This window comes from Pseudomonas sp. BN415 (assembly GCF_029871195.1).
In the GTDB taxonomy this organism is placed as follows: domain Bacteria; phylum Pseudomonadota; class Gammaproteobacteria; order Pseudomonadales; family Pseudomonadaceae; genus Metapseudomonas; species Metapseudomonas resinovorans.
On the sequence record NZ_SSOK01000072.1, the window covers coordinates 55,324 to 74,826 of the forward strand.

20 protein-coding genes are annotated in these 19,503 nt (G+C 64.9%); 11 read left to right on the forward strand and 9 right to left on the reverse strand.

Translation table 11 applies throughout. The features are described from left to right. Positions 1–348 precede the first annotated feature (348 nt). On the reverse strand, positions 349–1,242 hold the full coding sequence (locus tag E8F20_RS28290; RefSeq protein ID WP_280286723.1) for a LysR family transcriptional regulator: 894 nt from the start codon (positions 1,240–1,242) through the stop codon (positions 349–351). Between the two features lie 133 nt (positions 1,243–1,375). Between E8F20_RS28290 and E8F20_RS28295 the strand changes: the two genes are divergently transcribed. The 8 genes from E8F20_RS28295 to E8F20_RS28330 all read left to right on the forward strand — a co-directional run bounded on the left by E8F20_RS28295 (position 1,376) and on the right by E8F20_RS28330 (position 10,742). Then, the gene (locus tag E8F20_RS28295; protein ID WP_280286724.1) at positions 1,376–2,866 is read left to right on the forward strand and encodes an aldehyde dehydrogenase family protein; all 1,491 of its coding nucleotides are present in this window, start codon (positions 1,376–1,378) and stop codon (positions 2,864–2,866) included. Positions 2,867–2,895: 29 nt separating this feature from the next. Then, entirely contained in the window at positions 2,896–4,179 is a 1,284-nt protein-coding gene (locus E8F20_RS28300; protein WP_280286725.1) for an FAD-binding oxidoreductase, read from the forward strand. Between the two features lie 356 nt (positions 4,180–4,535). After that, complete coding sequence (locus E8F20_RS28305; RefSeq protein WP_028630682.1) at positions 4,536–5,657, forward strand: branched-chain amino acid ABC transporter substrate-binding protein; 1,122 nt, start codon at positions 4,536–4,538, stop codon at positions 5,655–5,657. A 259-nt stretch (positions 5,658–5,916) separates the two neighbouring features. Next, the gene (locus E8F20_RS28310) at positions 5,917–6,831 is read left to right on the forward strand and encodes a branched-chain amino acid ABC transporter permease LivH (protein ID WP_280286726.1); all 915 of its coding nucleotides are present in this window, start codon (positions 5,917–5,919) and stop codon (positions 6,829–6,831) included. 2 nt (positions 6,832–6,833) lie between these two features. Then, positions 6,834–8,120, forward strand: coding sequence for a high-affinity branched-chain amino acid ABC transporter permease LivM (livM, locus tag E8F20_RS28315; RefSeq protein ID WP_280286727.1), 1,287 nt, complete (start codon positions 6,834–6,836; stop codon positions 8,118–8,120). Beyond that, positions 8,117–8,992: an ATP-binding cassette domain-containing protein gene (locus E8F20_RS28320; RefSeq protein ID WP_280286728.1), complete on the forward strand. Its 876-nt coding sequence runs from the start codon at positions 8,117–8,119 to the stop codon at positions 8,990–8,992. Before livM ends, E8F20_RS28320 begins: the two co-directional genes overlap by 4 nt. Then, a complete protein-coding gene (locus E8F20_RS28325; protein ID WP_280286729.1) occupies positions 8,989–9,705 on the forward strand; it encodes an ABC transporter ATP-binding protein in 717 nt (238 codons plus the stop codon). Before E8F20_RS28320 ends, E8F20_RS28325 begins: the two co-directional genes overlap by 4 nt. A gap of 104 nt (positions 9,706–9,809) precedes the next feature. Further along, complete coding sequence (locus E8F20_RS28330; RefSeq protein WP_280286730.1) at positions 9,810–10,742, forward strand: ornithine cyclodeaminase family protein; 933 nt, start codon at positions 9,810–9,812, stop codon at positions 10,740–10,742. Between the two features lie 33 nt (positions 10,743–10,775). On the opposite strand, the gene E8F20_RS28335 is transcribed toward E8F20_RS28330, so the two are convergent. After that, entirely contained in the window at positions 10,776–11,093 is a 318-nt protein-coding gene (locus E8F20_RS28335; RefSeq protein WP_280286731.1) for an antibiotic biosynthesis monooxygenase, read from the reverse strand. Between the two features lie 460 nt (positions 11,094–11,553). Here E8F20_RS28335 and E8F20_RS28340 point away from each other — a divergent pair, with 460 nt between their 5' ends. After that, positions 11,554–12,318: an SDR family oxidoreductase gene (locus tag E8F20_RS28340; protein WP_280286732.1), complete on the forward strand. Its 765-nt coding sequence runs from the start codon at positions 11,554–11,556 to the stop codon at positions 12,316–12,318. Here the strand turns inward: E8F20_RS28340 and E8F20_RS28345 are convergent. From E8F20_RS28345 to E8F20_RS28370, 6 genes are all read right to left on the reverse strand, one after another. Then, a complete protein-coding gene (locus tag E8F20_RS28345; RefSeq protein ID WP_280286733.1) occupies positions 12,296–13,210 on the reverse strand; it encodes a glycerophosphodiester phosphodiesterase in 915 nt (304 codons plus the stop codon). The two genes, E8F20_RS28340 and E8F20_RS28345, sit on opposite strands and share 23 nt — an antisense overlap. A 267-nt stretch (positions 13,211–13,477) precedes the next feature. After that, the gene (locus E8F20_RS28350) at positions 13,478–14,050 is read right to left on the reverse strand and encodes a HupE/UreJ family protein (RefSeq protein ID WP_280286734.1); all 573 of its coding nucleotides are present in this window, start codon (positions 14,048–14,050) and stop codon (positions 13,478–13,480) included. 81 nt (positions 14,051–14,131) lie between these two features. Next, on the reverse strand, positions 14,132–14,743 hold the full coding sequence (gene ureG / locus E8F20_RS28355) for an urease accessory protein UreG (RefSeq protein ID WP_280286735.1): 612 nt from the start codon (positions 14,741–14,743) through the stop codon (positions 14,132–14,134). 14 nt (positions 14,744–14,757) lie between these two features. After that, on the reverse strand, positions 14,758–15,432 hold the full coding sequence (locus tag E8F20_RS28360; RefSeq protein ID WP_280286736.1) for an urease accessory UreF family protein: 675 nt from the start codon (positions 15,430–15,432) through the stop codon (positions 14,758–14,760). Next, complete coding sequence (gene ureE, locus E8F20_RS28365; protein ID WP_028630694.1) at positions 15,429–15,929, reverse strand: urease accessory protein UreE; 501 nt, start codon at positions 15,927–15,929, stop codon at positions 15,429–15,431. The genes E8F20_RS28360 and ureE overlap by 4 nt, the downstream gene beginning before the upstream one ends. A 170-nt stretch (positions 15,930–16,099) precedes the next feature. Further along, positions 16,100–16,735, reverse strand: coding sequence for a TetR family transcriptional regulator (locus E8F20_RS28370; protein ID WP_028630695.1), 636 nt, complete (start codon positions 16,733–16,735; stop codon positions 16,100–16,102). A 140-nt stretch (positions 16,736–16,875) separates the two neighbouring features. Between E8F20_RS28370 and E8F20_RS28375 the strand changes: the two genes are divergently transcribed. Next, the gene (locus E8F20_RS28375; RefSeq protein WP_280286737.1) at positions 16,876–17,979 is read left to right on the forward strand and encodes a ferredoxin reductase; all 1,104 of its coding nucleotides are present in this window, start codon (positions 16,876–16,878) and stop codon (positions 17,977–17,979) included. An 8-nt stretch (positions 17,980–17,987) separates the two neighbouring features. Beyond that, the gene (locus tag E8F20_RS28380) at positions 17,988–19,049 is read left to right on the forward strand and encodes a fatty acid desaturase (protein ID WP_280286738.1); all 1,062 of its coding nucleotides are present in this window, start codon (positions 17,988–17,990) and stop codon (positions 19,047–19,049) included. A gap of 106 nt (positions 19,050–19,155) precedes the next feature. Here E8F20_RS28380 and E8F20_RS28385 read toward each other — a convergent pair whose 3' ends face one another. Continuing rightward, positions 19,156–19,488: a phage infection protein gene (locus tag E8F20_RS28385; protein WP_280286739.1), complete on the reverse strand. Its 333-nt coding sequence runs from the start codon at positions 19,486–19,488 to the stop codon at positions 19,156–19,158. Between the last annotated feature and the right edge of the window lie 15 nt (positions 19,489–19,503).

Consider the following 19,503-nt stretch of genomic DNA (forward strand, 5'->3'; position numbering starts at 1 on the left):
GGCACGGCGAGAGGGGCCATCCATGGCCCCACACGCCTCTCGCGGCATCCATGCCGCTCGTCCTCCTGCGCAACGATTCCGCTCGGCCTCCTGAAGGGGCGTAGTCGCTGCCTCACCTTGCCTGCCTGGTATCAGGCCCGTGTGGGCTTCAGGATGGTTCGTGCCTCGCCAGCGCGAGTCACCCCTCTCCCTCCGGGAGAGGGGCTGGGGCGGGCCGCGTTCGGATGAGGGTTATGTCCGGCTGGCGCGGAAGCCTCGAAGATCTGCACTAGAGCACTTCCTTCATCGTTGCAACAACTAACGCAGACATAGCCAACTCATTCGCCAAGGGCAGCGCAGCGGCCCCGTTCATTCCTGATCCATTTGCTCCAGCATCCAGCGCACGAAGTCGCGCACCTTCGGTACTTCGGCAGCATGTTCGGGGTAGGCTAGGTAATAGGCATTGCGACTGGGCATGGGGTGGTCCCAGGGGATTACGAGCTTGCCTTCCTGAAGTTCCTCTTCCACCAGAAAGCGCGGCAACAGGGCCACGCCGCAGCCGGCCTGGGCGGCACGGATGCACATGTAGGAAGTGTCGAAGCGCGGCCCGTGGTAGCTGTGCTCGGTGTGCCGGTCCTGGCTCTGGAACCATTCGTGCCAGGCCTCCGGGCGGGTGGCGTTCTGCAGCAGGACCAGTTCGGTGAGCTGGGTCGGCTCGGTGAAGGGTCGCTCGGGCATCACGCCGGGCGCGCAGACCGGCACCACTTCCTCGCTGAACAGGCGGATGCACTCGGCGCCGGGCAGCGCGCCATGGCCGAAATAGAAGGCTACGTCGCTACGGCCCTGGACCAGGGCGTTGGGCTCCAGCTCGTTGCGCAGGTCCAGGTGGATATTCGGGTGACGCAGGCGCCAGCCCTTCAGCCGCGGGATCAGCCAGCGCGCGCCGAAGGTGGGTGGCGTGGCCACGCGCAGCACTTCGGTATCACCGCCGTAGGACAGCATGTAGTGGGTGGACATCTCCACCTGGGCGAGGATCTTGCGCACCTCGGTCAGGTACAGCGAGCCCGCCGGGGTCAGTTGCAGGCGTCGGCGCACGCGGCGGAACAGCAGGTGCTGGAGCAATTCTTCGAGCTGCGCCACCTGCTTGCTCACCGCGCTCTGGGTCAGGTTCAGCTCCTCGGACGCACGGGTGAAGCTGAGGTGCCGGGCCACCGCTTCGAAGCATTGCAGGGCGGTGATCGAGGGCATGTGGCGTTTGAGCATCGGGTTTTCTCGGGACGGGCCGGAACATGAATAAACGGAATGATATGTGTCGGAAAGGTCGTTTGTTGGCAAGCCCTTTTCGCGGCTATTACTGGTGCCCTCGCGATTTATCCGGTTAACGACAGGAGTTCCCATGGTTGCCGCACTGCTTGACCGCCTCGGTGTCGATTCATCCCTCTACCAGCAAGGCGATCACGCCGTTCATTCGCCCATCGACGGCAGCCGCATCGGCACCGTACACCTGGAAGGCCGCGCCGAAGTCGAACAGAAGATCGCCCGCGCTGCCGAGGCCTTCCAGGCCTGGCGCAAGGTCCCGGCACCGCGACGCGGCGAGTTGATTCGCCAATACGGCGAAGCGTTGCGCCAGTACAAGACCGAGCTGGGCGAGCTGGTGTCCTGGGAAGCCGGCAAGATCACCCAGGAAGGCCTGGGTGAAGTGCAGGAAATGATCGACATCTGCGACTTCGCCGTCGGCCTGTCGCGCCAGCTCTACGGCCTGACCATCGCCTCCGAGCGCCCTGGCCACCACATGCGTGAAACCTGGCACCCGCTGGGTGTGGTCGGTGTCATCAGCGCGTTCAACTTCCCGGTCGCCGTCTGGTCGTGGAACGCCGCTCTGGCGCTGGTCTGTGGCAACCCGGTGGTGTGGAAACCCTCGGAGAAGACCCCGCTCACCGCCCTGGCCTGCCAGGCGCTGTTCGAGCGCGTGGCGAAGAATTTCAGCGAAGCCCCGGCCTACCTGAGCCAGGTGGTGATCGGCGCCCGCGAAGCCGGTGAAGCCCTGGTGGACGACCCGCGTGTGGCATTGGTGAGCGCTACCGGCAGCACCCGAATGGGCCGTGAAGTGGCCCCGCGCGTGGCGGCTCGCTTCGCCCGCAGCGTGCTGGAACTGGGTGGCAACAACGCGATGATCCTCGCCCCCAGCGCCGACCTCGACCTGGCCGTACGCGCCATTCTCTTCAGCGCCGTCGGTACCGCCGGCCAGCGCTGCACCACCTTGCGCCGGCTGATCGCCCACGACTCGGTGAAGGCCGAGATCGTCGAGCGCCTGAAGGCTGCCTACGCCAAAGTGCGCATCGGCCACCCGCTGGAGGGCAACCTGATCGGTCCGCTGATCGACAAGCCAAGCTTCGACGGCATGCAGCGCGCCCTGGAGCAGGCCCGTGCTGAAGGCGGCAAGGTGTTCGGTGGCGAGCGCCAGCTTGAAGCGCAGTTCCCCAATGCCTACTACGTGTCGCCAGCCATCGTCGAGATGCCGAGCCAGAGCGCCGTGGTCTGCCATGAAACCTTCGCCCCGATCCTCTACGTGATCGGCTACCGCGATTTCGACGACGCCATCGCCCTCAACAACGCCGTGCCCCAGGGCTTGTCCTCCTGCGTGTTCACCACCGACGTGCGCGAGGCCGAGCTGTTCCAGTCGGCAGTGGGCAGCGACTGCGGCATTGCCAACGTCAACATCGGCCCGAGCGGCGCCGAGATCGGCGGTGCATTCGGCGGTGAGAAGGAAACCGGCGGCGGCCGCGAATCCGGCTCGGATGCCTGGAAGGCCTACATGCGCCGCCAGACCAATACCGTGAACTATTCCCACGAGTTGCCGCTGGCCCAGGGCATCACCTTCGACTGAGTGGGTTAAGACCCTAAGGACGACACCCCATGACCCTGCGCCAGGAATGCCTCTGGGAGTATCTGACGCCACAACTGCCGGAAAGCCCCGTGCTGCACGGCGAGGTCAAGGTCGATGTCTGCGTGATCGGGGCCGGTTTCACCGGCCTTTCCGCCGCGCTGCATCTGCTGGAGGCGGGCAAGCGCGTCTGCCTGCTGGAAGCCCACACCGCCGGCCACGGCGGCTCCGGGCGCAACGTGGGGTTGGTCAATGCCGGTATGTGGATACCGCCGGACGAAATCGAGGCCGGCCTTGGCCAGCAGATCGGCGACCGCCTCAACCGCACGCTGGGCGCTGCGCCGTCGCTGGTGTTCTCCCTGGTCGATCGCTACGACATCGACTGTCAGCTGCGCCGCGAAGGCACCCTGCACATGGCCCACAACGCTCGCGGCCAGGCTGACCTCGCCAGCCGTTGCGAGCAATGGAAACGCCGTGGTGCACCCGTTGAATTGCTGACCGGCGCCGCCTGCCGCGAGGCTACCGGCACCGACAAGATCGCCGCCGCGCTGCTCGACCGCCGCGCCGGCACCCTCAATCCCATGGGCTACACCCGCGGCCTGGCCCGTGCGGTGAAGTACCTCGGCGGTCAGCTCTTCGAGCATTCGAAGGTTTTGCGCCTGGAGCGCCAGGGCACCAACTGGTGCGTGGTCAGCGAGCACGGTGTGGCTATCGCACCGCAGGTGGTGATCGCCTCCAATGCCTACACCGAAGGCGAGTGGACCGAACTGCGCCGCCACTTCTTCCCCGGTTATTACTACCAGGTGGCTTCCACGCCGCTCTCGGGCGAGGCCGCTGCGCGCATCCTGCCGGGAGGCCAGGGTTCGTGGGATACCCGCCAGGTGCTCAGCAGCATCCGCCGCGATGCCGCCGGGCGCCTGCTGCTCGGCAGCCTGGGTAATGGCTCGCGCAAGCCGGACTGGTTCCTGCGCGCCTGGGCCGATCGTATCCAGCGGCATTACTTCCCCTATCTGGGCAAGGTGGACTGGGAGTTCACCTGGACGGGTTGCATCGACTTCACGCCCGATCATCTGATGCGCCTTTACGAACCGGCGCCCGGCCTGCTCGCCTTCACCGGCTACAACGGCCGTGGCGTGACCACCGGTAGCGTGGTGGGCAAGGCCTTCGCCGATTACCTCTTGAGCGGCAACGAAGAGGTTCTGCCCATGCCATTCCAGCCCATGCGCGCCGTTTCGGCGGTGGGGCTCAGAAGTTCGCTTTATGAGGCTGGTTTCTCGCTCTACCACGCCGGTCAATGTTTGCGCGTAGTGATATAGGTCGCAAAAAAAGTGCGTTGCACAGCTTTGAGGCAACGGGTCGTTTCTTGCAGGATGGGGGGATCAAAAGCCGGGCAGTAACAGTGCGGAGTGGGAAAATTCGCGCACCAGTGATGTGCAAATAAGTACCGCGAGTCTATTGTTACCGGACCTGCTGGCACACTGATGCCGTGCGGCTTTCAGTCTCGCCCATGATTTTTTTGGACTTGTTTGGAAGTTATTGATTTTAAACAATAAAAATAAAAAGAGTAGGAGGTGGGAAGGGCCTTTCAGGGCGCGGAGCAACTACAAGAACTAATGGCACGCCACTTGCTGAACACGAGCGCTAACCCTAAAAACCTCAGGAGCAAAACTCCATGTCGCAGAAGATTTTCAGAAAAGGCTTTCTGGCTCTGGCGGTTACCACCGCGCTGGGCGTTTCTTCCGTTGCACAGGCTGATGTTGTAATTGGTGTCGCTGGCCCCCATACGGGCGCAAACGCCTCCTTTGGCGAGCAATACTGGCGCGGCGCCTCCCAGGCCGCCGAGGACATCAACGCCGCTGGTGGCGTCAACGGCGAAAAGATCAAGCTGGTCAAGGCTGACGATGCCTGCGAGCCGAAACAGGCCGTTTCCGTCGCCAACCGTCTGGTGGACCAGGACAAGGCTATCGCTGTCGTCGGCCACTTCTGCTCCTCCTCCACCATCCCGGCGTCCGAGGTCTACGACGAAGCGGGCATCATCGCCATGACTCCTGGCTCCACCAACCCTGCGGTGACCGAGCGCGGTCTCTCCGGCATGTTCCGCATGTGCGGCCGTGACGACCAGCAGGGCATCGTGGCCGGCGACTACATCGTCGACAAGCTCAAGGCCACCAAGGTCGCCATCATCCACGACAAGGACACCTACGGTCAGGGCCTGGCCGACGCGACCAAGGCCCAGTTGGCCAAGCGCGGCGTGAAGGAAGTCCTGTACGAAGGCCTGACCCGTGGCGAGAAAGACTTCAACGCCCTGGTCACCAAGATCCGCGCCACCGGCGCCGAGGTCGTCTACTTCGGCGGCCTGCACCCGGAAGCCGGCCCGCTGGTTCGCCAGATGCGCGAGCAGGGCCTGACTGCCGTGTTCCTCTCCGGCGACGGCATCGTCACTGACGAACTGGTTACCACCGCCGGCGGCCCGCAATACACCAAGGGCGTGCAGATGACCTTCGGCGCCGACCCGCGCAAGATCGCTGACGGCCAGGCTGTGATCGAGAAGTTCCGCGCCGGCGGCTTCGAGCCGGAAGGCTACACCCTCTACGCCTATGCAACCCTGCAAGCCCTGGCGGCCGGCTTCAACGGCGCCGGCGCGAACGATCCGGCCAAGGCCAGTGAATGGCTGAAGGCCAATCCGGTACAGACCGTGATGGGCAAGAAGGAATGGGATGCCAAGGGCGACCTGAAAGTTTCCGACTACGTGATCTACGAGTGGGACGACAAGGGTAAGTACTCCCAGCAGTAAGTGTCGGCCGGGATCGTCGGCGGTCTGGCTCTGGCTCGCCCGATCCTGAACCGACACTGTTTGCTAGCTCGGCTGACCGGCCAGGCGCCACCCGCGCTTGGCCGGTCGGTGCATTCCGGGAAACTGCTGAAGTCCTTTTTCGCTTGAGCCGGGTGGGTGACTGCCCGATTTGACACGGTAATTCAGTGGTGCCCGTCTGATTCCACTCGCGGGAGCTGGCCGAACCCAAGGCTGGACCCCCAAAAGACGAGACTGAGTGATGGACGGTATTATCCTGCAACAGCTGATCAACGGGCTGACCCTCGGGTCCGTCTACGGTTTGATCGCCATCGGCTACACCATGGTTTACGGCATCATCGGCATGATCAACTTCGCCCACGGCGAGGTGTACATGATCTCCGCCTACCTCGCCGCGATCACCCTGGCCATCCTGGCCTTCTTCGGGGTCGAGTCCTTCCCGCTGCTGATCCTCGGCACCCTGCTGTTCACCATCCTGGTGACCGGTGTGTACGGTTTCGTGATCGAACGCATCGCCTACAAGCCGCTGCGCAACTCCACCCGCCTGGCGCCCCTGATCTCCGCCATCGGCATGTCGCTGATCCTGCAGAACTACGTGCAGCTCAGCCAGGGTGCCCGCCAGCAGGGCGTGCCCACGTTGCTCGACGGCGCGTTGAAGTTCCATATCGGCGACGGCTTCGTGCAGCTGACCTACACCAAGGTATTCATCCTGATAGCGGCCTTCGTCGGCATGGGCTTGCTGACCTATATCATCCAGCGCACCAAGCTCGGCCGTATGTGCCGCGCCACCCAGCAGGACCGCAAGATGGCGTCGATCCTCGGCATCAATACTGACCGGGTGATCTCCTACGTGTTCGTCATCGGCGCCGCCATGGCCGCCCTGGCCGGTGTGCTGATCACCATGAACTACGGCACCTTCGACTTCTATGCCGGCTTCATCATCGGCATCAAGGCCTTCACCGCAGCGGTGCTCGGCGGCATCGGCTCGCTGCCCGGCGCGATGCTTGGCGGCATCATCCTCGGCATCGCCGAGGCGCAGTTCTCCGGCATGGTCAATACCGACTACAAGGACGTGTTCAGCTTCTCCCTGCTGGTGCTGATCCTGATCTTCCGTCCCCAGGGCCTGCTGGGCCGTCCGCACGTCGCCAAGGTGTAATCATGACTTCTGCCATTGCCAGGAAACCCCTGGATATCAAGAAGAGCCTGATCGACGCCGTCGTCGCCGGTCTGCTCGCCCTTATCGTCTTCGGCCCCATCATGGGCGTGGTGCTGGACGGTTACAGCTTCAACCTGGACTTCAAGCGCGTCGGCGTAATGATCAGCGTGGTCATGCTCGGCCGTTTCTTCCTCAGCCTCTACCTGCAGACGCCACGCGGCGAAACGCTGATGCAGCGCTTCGAGACCACGGGTTCCGGCGTGCATGTGCGTGCCCCTGACTACCAGAGCCGCCTGCGCTGGATCATCCCGCTGCTGATCGTCGCCGCGGTGGTCTTTCCGTTCTTCGCCAGCAAGTACCTGCTCACCGTGGTCATCCTCGGGCTGATCTATGTGCTGCTGGGCCTGGGCCTGAACATCGTGGTTGGCCTCGCCGGCCTGCTCGACCTCGGCTACGTGGCCTTCTATGCCATCGGCGCCTACGGCCTGGCGCTGGGCTACGAGCACCTGGGCCTGGGCTTCTGGACCGTGCTGCCGCTGTCCGCCTTGCTGGCCGCCCTGGCCGGCGCATTGCTGGGTTTCCCGGTGCTGCGCATGCATGGCGACTACCTGGCCATCGTGACCCTGGGCTTCGGCGAGATCATTCGCCTGATCCTCAACAACTGGCTGAGCTTCACCGGCGGCCCGAACGGCATGTCGGTACCGGCGCCCACCTTCCTCGGTCTTGAGTTCGGCCGGCGAGCGAAGGATGGCGGAGTGCCCTTCCACGAATTCTTCGGCGTTGCCTACAACCCCAACCTGAAGTTCCTGTTCATCTACGTGGTGCTGTTCCTGGTGGTGATGCTGGTGCTCTACATCAAGCACCGCCTGACCCGCATGCCGGTCGGGCGCGCCTGGGAAGCGCTGCGCGAGGATGAAATCGCCTGCCGCGCCATGGGCCTGAACCACGTGCTGGTGAAACTCTCGGCGTTCATGCTGGGCGCCTCCACCGCCGGCTTGGCCGGGGTGTTCTTCGCCAGCTACCAGGGCTTCGTGAACCCGTCGTCCTTCACCTTCTTCGAGTCGGCGTTGATCCTCGCCATCGTCGTGCTGGGTGGCATGGGCTCCACGGTCGGCGTGGTGATCGCCGCTTTCGTGCTGACCGTGGCCCCAGAGCTACTGCGCACCTTCGCCGACTATCGCGTGCTGCTGTTTGGTGTACTCATGGTGTTGATGATGATCTGGCGGCCGCGCGGGCTGATCCGAATCAGCCGCACCGGTTTCACCCCGCGTAAAGGAGTCGCCCCATGAGCAACGAATACATCCTCAGCGTCGAGCACCTGATGATGCACTTCGGTGGCATCAAGGCGCTCAACGACGTCAGCCTGAAGATCAAGCGCGGCTCCATTTCCGCGCTGATCGGCCCCAATGGTGCCGGCAAGACCACCGTGTTCAACTGCCTGACCGGCTTCTACAAGGCTACCGGCGGGCGCATCCAGCTCAATGCCCGTGGAACCACCACGGACGTGATCAAGGTGCTCGGCGAACCCTTCCAGCCCACGGACTTCGTCAACCCGGCGCAGTTCGCCAGCCGCCTGCGCTACAAGATGTTCGGCGGCACCCACCTGGTGAACCGTGCGGGGCTTGCGCGGACCTTCCAGAACATCCGGCTGTTCCGCGAAATGTCGGTGGTGGAGAACCTGCTGGTGGCCCAGCACATGTGGGTCAACCGCAACCTGCTGGCCGGCGTGTTCAATACCCCGGGCTTCCGCAAATCCGAAGAGGATGCGCTTAACCACGCCTTCTACTGGCTGGAAGTGGTGGACCTGGTGGACTGCGCCAACCGCCTGGCCGGCGAACTCTCATACGGCCAGCAGCGCCGCCTGGAGATCGCCCGCGCCATGTGTACCCGGCCGCAACTGATCTGCCTCGACGAACCGGCCGCCGGCCTCAACCCGGCGGAGACCGAAGCGCTCAGCCGGATCATCCGCAAGCTGCGCGACGAACACGACCAGACCGTACTGCTGATCGAACACGACATGGGCATGGTGATGAGCATTTCCGACCACATCGTGGTGCTGGACCACGGCGAAGTGATTGCCGAAGGCAACCCCCACGACATCCGCCACGATCCCAAGGTGATCGCCGCGTACCTCGGTGCCGAAGAGGAGGAAGTGGCATGAGTGCGCCTCTCCTGGAGTTCAAGGATGTCGACGTCTTCTACGGCCCCATCCAAGCGTTACGGGGCGTCAGCCTGCACATCAACGAAGGCGAGACGGTGAGCCTGATCGGCGCCAACGGCGCGGGCAAGTCGACCCTGCTGATGTCCATCTTCGGCCAGCCACGCGCGGCGAATGGCGCCATCGTCTACCGGGGCACCGACATCACCCACAAATCGGCGCACTACGTTGCCTCCAACGGCGTCGCCCAGTCGCCGGAAGGACGCCGGGTGTTCCCCGACATGAGCGTCGAGGAGAACCTGCTGATGGGCACCATCCCCATCGGCACGGACCATGCGGACGAGGACATGCAGCGCATGTTCGATCTCTTCCCGCGCTTGAAGGAGCGGCGCAATCAGCGCGCCATGACCATGTCCGGCGGCGAGCAGCAGATGCTCGCCATCGCCCGAGCGCTCATGAGCCGACCCAAGCTGCTGCTGCTCGATGAGCCCTCGCTGGGCCTGGCGCCCATCGTGGTCAAGCAGATCTTCCAGACCCTGCGGGAGCTGGCCCAGACCGGCATGACCATCTTTCTCGTCGAGCAGAACGCCAACCACGCGCTCAGGCTCTCCGACCGCGCCTACGTGATGGTCACCGGGGAAATCCGCATGAGCGGCACGGGCGAAGAACTGCTGGGCAACCAGGACGTCCGCAACGCCTACCTCGGCGGTCACTGACCGCCTTTGCTCCCCTCTCCCCGGATCGACGTCCCTCTCCCTCTGGGAGAGGGACCGGGGGTGAGGGAAGCCTCCCGCGCTCCGAGCCTGCCAAGGAGACTCCCATGCAAACCCTGCGCTTCTTCACCAACGCCGACGTCGCCGCGGCGCTGACTTATCCACAACTCATCGACGCCTTGCGCCACGGCCTGGCCAACCCCGCCGAGTCCCCTGTTCGCGCCTGCCACGCACTGCCCGACGACGCCTCGCTGCTGTGCATGCCGGTCTGGCAGAAAGGGCAGGGCGTTGGCGTGAAGCTGGTGACCGTATATCCCCACAATGGCGAGAAGGGCCTGCCCTCGGTCGCTGCACTTTTCACCCTGTTCGACGACGCCACCGGCCGCCCCCTGGCGGTTCTGGAGGCCTCCGAGCTAACCGCCCGGCGCACCGCCTGCACCTCGGCGCTGGCCGCCAGCGCCCTGGTGCGCCACGACGCCAGCCGCCTGCTGGTGGTGGGCACGGGCACACTCGCCGCGCACATGGTCCGTGCCCATAGCGTGGTGCGGCCGTACGAGCGTGTGGATATCTGGGGGCGCCACCCGGACAAGGCTGCCGAACTGGTGCGCCAACTGGCAGAGGAAGGCTACCCGGTACACGTCGCCCCCGACCTGCAGACCTGCGCCCAACAAGCCGACTGCATCAGCTGCGTCACCACCTCGACCTCACCCCTGATCCTCGGGGACTGGCTGCGGCCGGGCACCCACCTCGACCTGGTGGGGGCGTTCCTGCCGAGCATGCGTGAAACCGACAGCGCCGCCGTAGCCCGTTCGCGCATCGTCGTCGATACGCGTGCGGGAGCCTTGGAAGAAGCCGGTGACCTGCTCTTTGCCATCGCCGATGGCGTCATCACCGAGCAGAGCCTCCACTTCGAGCTGGCCGACCTGCTGCACGGTCGTGGCCACCGCCAGACCAACAGCGAAATCACCCTGTTCAAATCCGTGGGCTATGCCCTGGAAGACCTGATTGCCGCGCAGTTGCTGCTGTCCATCGCTGCATAGTGGGTTTCTCCGTAGGGGCGAATGAATTCGTCCCTACAGCCCTGCGTCGGCAAAAGGCAACTTCGAGGCCAGCACCTCCACCCGCTCGATTTTTGGGGGCTCGCTGAACAGTTCCCCGGCGCGCTCCATCAGGGCTGCGGCTACCTTGCCAGTCATATGAGTCTGCAACCCCCGGTCACTGTCGAAGGCGTCGAAGATGCCAAAGCTATGCGGCCCCATGCGCAGGGCGAACCAGGCCGTGGTATCGGGCTCCTCCTGCACCAGTGGCAGGCCGTCGCGGAGAAAGTCCTCCACATCGGCGACTTTGCCGGGCTTGGCTTCCAGGCGTACCAGCAAGGCGACTTTGACCATGGCTCGATCTCCTCTGTGGTTAGGCAGGGAAGTCTAGGTCCATGGGGAAAAGTGCCGGCCCCGTCTGTCCGAAGTGGAGATATGCACAGCGAGTCGATGACGCGGCGGCGGGATTGATCACAATCTCTGTGCAACGTTCTGTGGATAACTTGGTGGCACTTCTCTCCAGGCTGCGGTTTACGCACCGATCATGCAGTTGTTCAGATTCTGATCAATGATTGTTTTCCTCTTGAAAACCGTGGCTTGCAGCATTCATCCACCGCCGAACGACGCCTGCCGAGTTGTCCCCGTCTACTGTGTGAAAAACTGTGGATAAGCTTGGGAATACATGCGCCAAGCCACTGCTGACGCGCCGTTCATGGTCATGGTGAATTTTTCGCCAGGAGCGCGGCCCTGCGGATCGCGTAACCTATGCCGGTTTATTCGCAACGGGCCCGTGCCCCAGAGCAAGGAGAACAGCATGACTTCCACCGTTTTCATCACCGGCGCCACCTCGGGATTCGGCGAGGCCTGCGCCCGGCGCTTTGCCCAGGCCGGCTGGTCGCTGGTGCTGACCGGCCGCCGCGCCGCGCGCCTGCAGGCGCTGAAGGATGAACTCTCGGCCCTGACCGACGTGCACACCCTGGAACTCGACGTGCGTGATCGCAAGGCCATGGAAGCGGCCATTGCCGGCCTGCCGGCGAAGTACGAGAAGATTCGTGGCCTGATCAATAACGCCGGCCTGGCCCTGGGGGCCGACCCAGCGCCCAAGTGCGACCTGGATGACTGGGACACCATGGTCGATACCAACATCAAGGGCCTGATGTACAGCACCCGCCTGTTGCTGCCGCGCCTGATCGCCCACGGCCGTGGCGCGAGCATCGTCAACCTGGGTTCGGTAGCGGGCAACTGGCCCTATCCGGGCAGCCACGTGTATGGCGCCACCAAGGCCTTCGTCGCCCAGTTCTCACTGAGCCTGCGCAACGACCTGGTGGGCACTGGCGTACGCGTCTCCAACATTGAACCGGGCCTATGCGAGAGCGAGTTCTCCCTGGTGCGCTTCGGCGGCGACCAGGCCAAGTACGACGCGACCTACGCCGGTGCCGAGGCGATTCAGCCAGAGGACATCGCCGAAACCATCTTCTGGATCATGAACCAGCCGGCTCACATCAACATCAACACCCTCGAGCTGATGCCGGTGAGCCAGACCTGGGCAGGCTTCGCTATCGATCGCTCAGCGAAGTGATGCGGGTGGAGCGCCCCAGCAGCTGCAGGGCGCGATCCGGGTAATCGGTGATCAGGCCATTCGCCCCCATGTCCAGCAGGTGGCGCATGGCCGGTTGCTCGTTGATGGTCCACATCTGGACCGCCAGCCCGCGTTGCAGTGCGGTTCGCATCAGGCGATCACTGGCCACCTGCAGGCTGCCGCTGCGTTCTGGAATCTGCAGGGCCTGGTAGGAGGGGCTGACCAGATTGCCCAGGCCGATCCAGTTCAGCGCCACCAGCAGGCGCACCGAGGTCGGTCCGGCGGAGGTGGCGACGCCAGGGCAGACCTCGCGGAAGCGGCTCAGGCTGCGTTCGTGGAAACTCCCCACCAGCACCCGCTCACGCTGCCCGTGCTTGTCCAGCAGGGCGCAGACCTGCTCCTCCATACCGACATCCGGCACCTTGATCTCCACGACCTTGGGGTGCTCTGGAAAACGCTCCAGCACCTCGGCGAAAGTCGGGATACGGATGCCCTGACCGCGATAGGGATGGCTCTCGCCACCATCGGCGCTCCAGCGGTAGCCGGCGTCCAGGGCCTGCACCTCGGCGAGCGAAAGCTCCGCCACCTTGCCGTCGCCATTGGTGGTGCGATCCACGCGTGCGTCGTGCAACACCACCAGTTCGCCGTCACGGGTGCGGCGAAGATCCATTTCCAGCATGTCCACCTTGAGGGCGGCGGCGCGCTCGAAGGCGAACAGGGTATTTTCCGGCCAGAGGCCGCGACCGCCGCGATGGGCGATCACCAGAGGTTGGTCGCCAAAGCCGGCGAGCACCGCGGGACGTTCCGTCGGGCGGCTGGTCAGGGCCAGCGCCAGCAGGGCGACGACGATGAGAAACAGCGGAGCGAGAAAGAATCGGGCGAAGCGCTTCATGTTGTTCTTATCCGTAAGACGTGGACGGGCGTGCCGAATCAAACGCGGGGACTATGACAAAGACGTGACGGTGAGGCGAGGGGGAGGTGTGCGGGTTGGGATGTAGGTAGGTGAATCGATGCTGCTTGGGGGCATCGTGCTTTTCTTTTGGGGGCGAATTCATTCGAGAAGGGCAGCGCAGCTGCCCCAATTGCGAGGCCGAATGGCAGACCTGCGGTCTGCTTAGCGATTGAAATCGCCCCCACAGCGTTTGGTGACAGGCCGTGCTCAGCTTGCCAACAACCAGGCCCCGGCCCCAGCCGAGAGACCACCGGCAATACGCACCAGTGGTGCGGCGGCGCGCGGCAGGGCGCGCACCAGGCCGTAGCCGGCGGCATGCAGGGCGGCGGTGGCAGCGACGAAGCCGGCGGCGTAGCCCCAGGGGCTGGCCAGGTCCGGCAGTTCCAGGCCGTGGGCAACGCCATGGGCCAGGGCGAACAGGGCGGTCAGGCCCATGGCCAGCCACAGCGGCGGACGCACCGCCACGGCCACCAGCAGGCCGAGGGCGAGCACCGAGCCGGCAATACCGGTTTCCATCAGCGGCATCTCCACACCGGCAAAACCGGCAAGGCCGCCCAGCAGCATGGTGCCGACGAAGGTCAGGGGCAGCGCCCAGCGCGCCTTGCCCTGTTGCTGCGCTGCCCAAAGGCCGACCGCGAGCATGGCCAAGAGGTGATCGAGGCCGGTGACCGGGTGTGCAACACCCGCCATCAGGCCGGAATGGTCGTGGCCGGCATGGGCGAACGCCATGGCCGGGGTGAGGAACAGGGCGATGGCGAAAAGCGACTTGCGCAGGTTCATGGTGAAGCTCCTTTCACATGAGAGCGGGAGTGGGGGATTACCTCCCACACCTCCGGCCCCTCTCCCGGTCGGGGAGGGGAGTTAATGGGTGAGCAGGCCCTGTTTCTCGATGAAGGCGATGATCTCGTCGAGGCCCTGGCCGACCTTCTGGTTGCTGAACACGAAGGGGCGCTCGCCGCGCATCTTGCGGGCGTCCCGGTCCATGACCTCCAGCGAGGCGCCGACCATGGGCGCGAGGTCCACCTTGTTGATCACCAGCAGGTCCGACTTGCAGATGCCGGGGCCGCCCTTGCGCGGCAGCTTGTCGCCGGCGGAGACGTCGATCACGTAAATGGTCAGGTCGGAGAGTTCCGGGCTGAAGGTGGCGGACAGGTTGTCGCCGCCGGATTCCACCAGGATCAGGTCCAGGCCGGGGAAACGGCGGTTGAGCTGCTCCACGGCTTCCAGGTTGATCGAGGCGTCCTCGCGGATAGCCGTGTGCGGGCAGCCGCCGGTCTCGACACCGATGATGCGCTCAGGATTCAGAGCCTCGTTGCGCACCAGGAACTGGGCATCTTCCTGGGTGTAGATATCGTTGGTCACCACCGCCAGGTTGTAGCGGTCGCGCAGGGCGCGGCAAAGGGCCAGGGTCAGGGCGGTCTTGCCGGAACCGACCGGGCCGCCGATGCCGACGCGTAGGGGTTGGCTGTTCATATGCTGTGCATCTCCTAGGAACGGAACAGACGGCTGTATTGGCGCTCGTGCGCCATGCTCGCCAGGGCCAGGCCGAAGGCGGCACTGCCCCAACGCGCCGGGGGGATTTCACTGGCCGCGCGCTGGGCCTGCTCCAGGCAGGGCAGCAGGGCGGAGGTCAGGCGCTGGGCGGCTTGCTGGCCCAGCGGTAGGGTTTTCATCAGCACCGCCAGTTGGTTCTCCAGCCAGCCCCAGAGCCAGGCGGCGAGTGCGTCCTGCGGGTCGATGGACCAGGCGCGTGCGGCCAGGGCCCAGGCCACGGCCAGGCCGGGTTCATCCAGTTCGGCAAAGAGGACGCGTGCGGCGTCGTCCTGCTCGGGCAGGTCATTCAGCAACTGGCGCAGGGAGTAGCCCATCTGCCGGCTTTCCAGCTGCAGCTCGCGGGTTTCGCGGCTGGCGCGGTGGCGTTCGGCAAGCGCCTTCAACTCCGCCCAGTTCCCCTGCGCGGCAGCCTCGCAATGAGCCAGTAGCAGGGGCGCCTCGAAGCGCGCCAGGTTGAGCAGCAGTTGGTCGGTGATCCAGCACGCGGCGCTGTCCGCGTCATGCACGCGTCCGCTGTCCACGGCCAGCTCCAGTCCTTGCGAGTAGCTGTAGCCGCCAATGGGTAGTTGAGGGCTGGCAAGCCGAAGCAGCTGCCATGCCTTGTTCACTTGCGCACACCGAACTGATGCAGGCGAGGCGCGTAGCTGAAGTCAGCCTCCAGCTGGTGAGAGTGGTGATGGCCGCCGCCATAGGCACCGTGCTCGGGCTGGAAGCCGGCCTCGATGTTTTCTACCGAGGCCCCCAGTTGTTCGAGCATGGCTTTGAGCACGTAGTCGTCCAGCAGTCGCAGCCAGCCGTCGCCGATCTGCAGGGCGACGTGGCGATTGCCGAGGTGGTAGGCGGCGCGGGTCAGCTCGAAGGCACTGGCGCAGGTGACATGGAGCAGCGCCTCCGGGCGGGCGCTGACCCGCACCACGCGGCCGTCCTGGCTGCGCAGGCAATCGCCGTCGCGCAGCGGCGGCTGGCCACGTTCGAGGAACAGGCCAACGTCCTCGCCCTGGGCGGTGAAGCAGCGCAGGCGACTCTTGCTGCGCGCCTCGTAGGTCAGCAGCAGCTCTTCGTCCCAGCTGGGCTGGGCTTCAATTCGTTCGTGGATGACCAGCATCGGGTGAATCCGGCAGTGTGCAATGCCGGGTGCTGAGCAAGGCCCTTGCCAAGATGGCTCAGCGCCTGTTCATGGGGGCTTTCGCGGGCGTGTGCCTGTCTGTGGGGCGCGATGGTGGTCCGATGTGGTGCGCGTCGCACCGATGCGGTGCGCGGGTGTTGTCGGGGCGGTCAGTTTTTGGGTTTGCCCGGTCCCAGCCAGTGCTTGCCGCCGATCATGATGAAGCGCAGCTGTTGGGTGATCTTGGCGGCGGGCAGCAGATGCGGCGGCAGGTTGTCGGCCGGCGGATCGATCAGCTCGGGGAGGGTGGCGAACACCGTCTTCACGACCAGGTCGGCCACCAGGTCGAGGCAATCGTCATCCAGATGCGGCATGCGGTTGATCAGCTTGAGGTCAGCGGCCAGGTCGTCGGTGATGCGCTGGCGCAATGCGCCGATGGCCTGGCGCACGGGCTGGGAGCCGCCGTACTGCTCGCGGGCGAGGAAGAGGAACTGGCCGCGGTTGGCGAGCACTGCGTCGAGAAAGATACGCACGGAGGCTTCGATGATGCCGCCCAGCTCGAATTCGTTGTGGCGCACCACGCGGATGGTGGCGCGGAAGGTCTCGCCGACCTCCTCGACCAGGGCCAGGCCCAGCTCGTCCATATCGTTGAAGTGACGGTAGAAGCCGGTGGGGACGATACCGGCGTTGCGTGCCACCTCCCGCAGACTCAGGCTGCCGAAGCCGCGGCCGCTGTCCATCAGGATGCGCGCGGCGTCCATCAGGGCATGGCGGGTCTGCTGCTTCTGTTCCGAGCGTTGGGTCATGGGGCGCGGCCGTTGGCGAATGTGCGGCGCACTCTAGCAAAAGCACTTTGCGGGCGTCGAACTCGCTTCAGTGCACATGTGTTGACTGTAATTCGGAAATTCGTGCAGCCTAGTGCACAACTGTTCACTAGAGCCTTTCCATGCCCCTCATCTCCCTTTCCCTGGCGCGCCGTGCCAGTCCAGCGCTGAGGCCCCTGCGTGCCTTGGCTGCCCGTGGCTGGCTGCAGGAAGCCGAATTGGACTGTCTGCTGAGCCATGTGCACCCGGTGCTGCGCCTGAGCCGGGTGTTCGCGCGGGTCGATGCCCGCCGCTGGGTGGCCGACGACATGCTCGCCCTCGGCCTGCGCACCAACGGCAATGCGCTCGGTTGGAGGCCGGGCCAGCATGTTCGCCTGTATCTGGAGCTGGATGGGGTGCGACAAGGCCGCAGCTACAGCCTGGTGGCGGTACAGCCCGATGGGCGCATCGAACTGGCGGTGAAGCGCCAGGCCGGCGGGCGCTTGTCCAACTGGTTGCTGGACAGGCTGGAAGTGGGGGCCGTGCTGGAGCTGGACCCGGCCCAGGGCGAGCTGGACTGGCCACAGGGTGCTGCTTCCGTATTGTTGCTGGCGGCCGGCAGCGGCATCACGCCCCTGCTCGGTTTGTTGCGCCAGGCCTTGGCCTGTGGATTTTCGGCACCGGTGACGCTGCTGCATTACGTGCGCCAGCGCGCTCAGCGTGCCTTCAGTGAGGAGCTGCAAGCGCTGATGGTGCGCCATCCCAACGTCCAGGTGCGCTGGGCCATCAGCGGCGAGGCGCCGAAAGCCGACGAGTTGGCTGGGCGCTTTCGGGCGGATCACCTGGACGGGGTGCCGGCTGATAGCGCGTTGGCCTGCGGGCCCCACGGTTTCGTAGCTGACGTGTATGACTGGTGGCAGGCAGCGCCCCGCGAAGGCCGCTTGCAGGTGGAGGCCTTCACGCCACCGGCTCCGTCCATTGAGACAGGCGAGACGGTCCGCCTGCGCTTCGCCCGTTCCCATCAAGAGGTGGCGGGCAACAGCGCGGCGAATCTGCTGGAGCAGGCCGAAACCCATGGCTTGCGTCCGGCCCATGGCTGCCGTCAGGGCATCTGCGCCGGCTGTACCTGCCAACTGCTGGCCGGCAGCGTTCGCGACCTGCGCACCGGTGCCCTGACCCACGGGCCGGGGCTGCCGATCCGCCTGTGCGTAAGCGCGCCAGTGGGCGATGTGGAACTGGAACTCTAGGACTCGAGATGCGAAGCGACCGCGAACTAACCCCAACCGAACTCGATGCCTTCGGCGCGGAACTGGACGCCCTGCGCCAGCGCACCCTGGATGACCTGGGCGAGCGTGATGCCCGCTATATCCGCCGCATTCGTGCAACGGTGCGCTTCTGCTGCTGGAGCGGCCGCGCCTTACTGATGCTCGGCTGGTTCCCACCCACCTGGTTGCTGGGCGTGGCCCTGCTCGGGCTGGGCAAGATCCTCGAAAACATGGAACTGGGCCACAACGTCATGCACGGCCAGTACGACTGGATGAACGACCCGGAACTGCGTGGCACCACGTACGAGTGGGACATTGCCGGCCCCTCGGACTTCTGGCGGCATACCCACAACCATATCCACCACAGCTACACCAATGTGCTGGGCATGGACGACGACGTCGGCTACGGCGTGGTGCGGCTCTTCCCCGAGCAACGCTGGAAACCCTTCTACCGCTGGCAACCATTGTGGGTAACGTTGCAGGCGCTGCTCTTCCAGTATTCGGTGGCGGTACAGCACCTGCGCCTGGACCAGTACTTCAAGGGGCGCATGAGTTTGGACGAGCTACGCCCGCGTCTGCGCCAGTTCAAGGCCAAGGTGCTGCGCCAGTCGGTCAAGGACTATCTGGCCTTTCCCCTCCTGGCCCTGCTGGTGGGCAGCAGCGTGACGGCGGTATTGGCGGGGAATCTGCTGGCCAACCTGCTCCGCAACCTCTGGACCTTCACCGTGATCTTCTGCGGCCACTTCACCGAGCGTGCGGCGGTGTTCCCGCCCAGCGTGCTGGAAGGGGAAAGTCGCGGTCACTGGTACCTGCGTCAGCTGCGTGGCTCCAGCAACCTGGAGGGTGGGCCGCTGTTCCACATCCTGACCGGTAACCTCAGCCACCAGATCGAACACCACCTGTTTCCCGACCTACCGGCGCGGCGCTATGCCGAGATGGCCAAGGCCGTGCGTGAAATCGCGGGGCGTTATGGGCAGGTCTACAACAGCGGGCGTCTGTCGGTGCAGTTCGGCAGTGTCGTGCGGCGGATCTGGACGTACCGGCTGGCGTGATGTCGCGAATGAATGCGTCCTTGCAGGGGAAGGTTCATCCAGCTTCGGATATCAAACAATAAAGCCCGGCATGCGCCGGGCTTGAAGGGGGTGTTGCAAGCTGGGATCAGCTGACGCGCTGGGCCTGCAGCAGGCGATCCGAACCGCCTTCGGCTACGCGGAAGCTATTGGTGCGATCCGAGCCACTTTCAGCAATACGGCTGGCACCGGTGCGGTCGGCGCCACCTTCGGCAATGCGGTTGGCACTGGTGCGGTCGGCGCCACCTTCAGCAACGCGGTCCAGCACCATGAAGCCACCTTCGGCAGCCACCGGCTCGATGACCTGGATAGTGGTGGCTTCCCGCGACTCACCCAGCACCGGCTGGGAGTCAGACGGCAGGGCGAAGACGGAGGTGCTCAGGGCGGCGATGAACAGGGCGGCGAAGGCTTGGGTTTTCATGATCGTGGGCTCCTC

Bases quoted from the DNA above. Each gene is read 5' to 3' on its own strand.
- E8F20_RS28290 (WP_280286723.1), bottom strand. From the start codon at position 1,242: ATGCTCAAACGCCACATGCCCTCGATCACCGCCCTGCAATGCTTCGAA.
- E8F20_RS28295 (WP_280286724.1), top strand. From the start codon at position 1,376: ATGGTTGCCGCACTGCTTGACCGCCTCGGTGTCGATTCATCCCTCTAC.
- E8F20_RS28300 (WP_280286725.1), top strand. From the start codon at position 2,896: ATGACCCTGCGCCAGGAATGCCTCTGGGAGTATCTGACGCCACAACTG.
- E8F20_RS28305 (WP_028630682.1), top strand. From the start codon at position 4,536: ATGTCGCAGAAGATTTTCAGAAAAGGCTTTCTGGCTCTGGCGGTTACC.
- E8F20_RS28310 (WP_280286726.1), top strand. From the start codon at position 5,917: ATGGACGGTATTATCCTGCAACAGCTGATCAACGGGCTGACCCTCGGG.
- livM (WP_280286727.1), top strand. From the start codon at position 6,834: ATGACTTCTGCCATTGCCAGGAAACCCCTGGATATCAAGAAGAGCCTG.
- E8F20_RS28320 (WP_280286728.1), top strand. From the start codon at position 8,117: ATGAGCAACGAATACATCCTCAGCGTCGAGCACCTGATGATGCACTTC.
- E8F20_RS28325 (WP_280286729.1), top strand. From the start codon at position 8,989: ATGAGTGCGCCTCTCCTGGAGTTCAAGGATGTCGACGTCTTCTACGGC.
- E8F20_RS28330 (WP_280286730.1), top strand. From the start codon at position 9,810: ATGCAAACCCTGCGCTTCTTCACCAACGCCGACGTCGCCGCGGCGCTG.
- E8F20_RS28335 (WP_280286731.1), bottom strand. From the start codon at position 11,093: ATGGTCAAAGTCGCCTTGCTGGTACGCCTGGAAGCCAAGCCCGGCAAA.
- E8F20_RS28340 (WP_280286732.1), top strand. From the start codon at position 11,554: ATGACTTCCACCGTTTTCATCACCGGCGCCACCTCGGGATTCGGCGAG.
- E8F20_RS28345 (WP_280286733.1), bottom strand. From the start codon at position 13,210: ATGAAGCGCTTCGCCCGATTCTTTCTCGCTCCGCTGTTTCTCATCGTC.
- E8F20_RS28350 (WP_280286734.1), bottom strand. From the start codon at position 14,050: ATGAACCTGCGCAAGTCGCTTTTCGCCATCGCCCTGTTCCTCACCCCG.
- ureG (WP_280286735.1), bottom strand. From the start codon at position 14,743: ATGAACAGCCAACCCCTACGCGTCGGCATCGGCGGCCCGGTCGGTTCC.
- ureE (WP_028630694.1), bottom strand. From the start codon at position 15,929: ATGCTGGTCATCCACGAACGAATTGAAGCCCAGCCCAGCTGGGACGAA.
- E8F20_RS28370 (WP_028630695.1), bottom strand. From the start codon at position 16,735: ATGACCCAACGCTCGGAACAGAAGCAGCAGACCCGCCATGCCCTGATG.
- E8F20_RS28375 (WP_280286737.1), top strand. From the start codon at position 16,876: ATGCCCCTCATCTCCCTTTCCCTGGCGCGCCGTGCCAGTCCAGCGCTG.
- E8F20_RS28380 (WP_280286738.1), top strand. From the start codon at position 17,988: ATGCGAAGCGACCGCGAACTAACCCCAACCGAACTCGATGCCTTCGGC.
- E8F20_RS28385 (WP_280286739.1), bottom strand. From the start codon at position 19,488: ATGAAAACCCAAGCCTTCGCCGCCCTGTTCATCGCCGCCCTGAGCACC.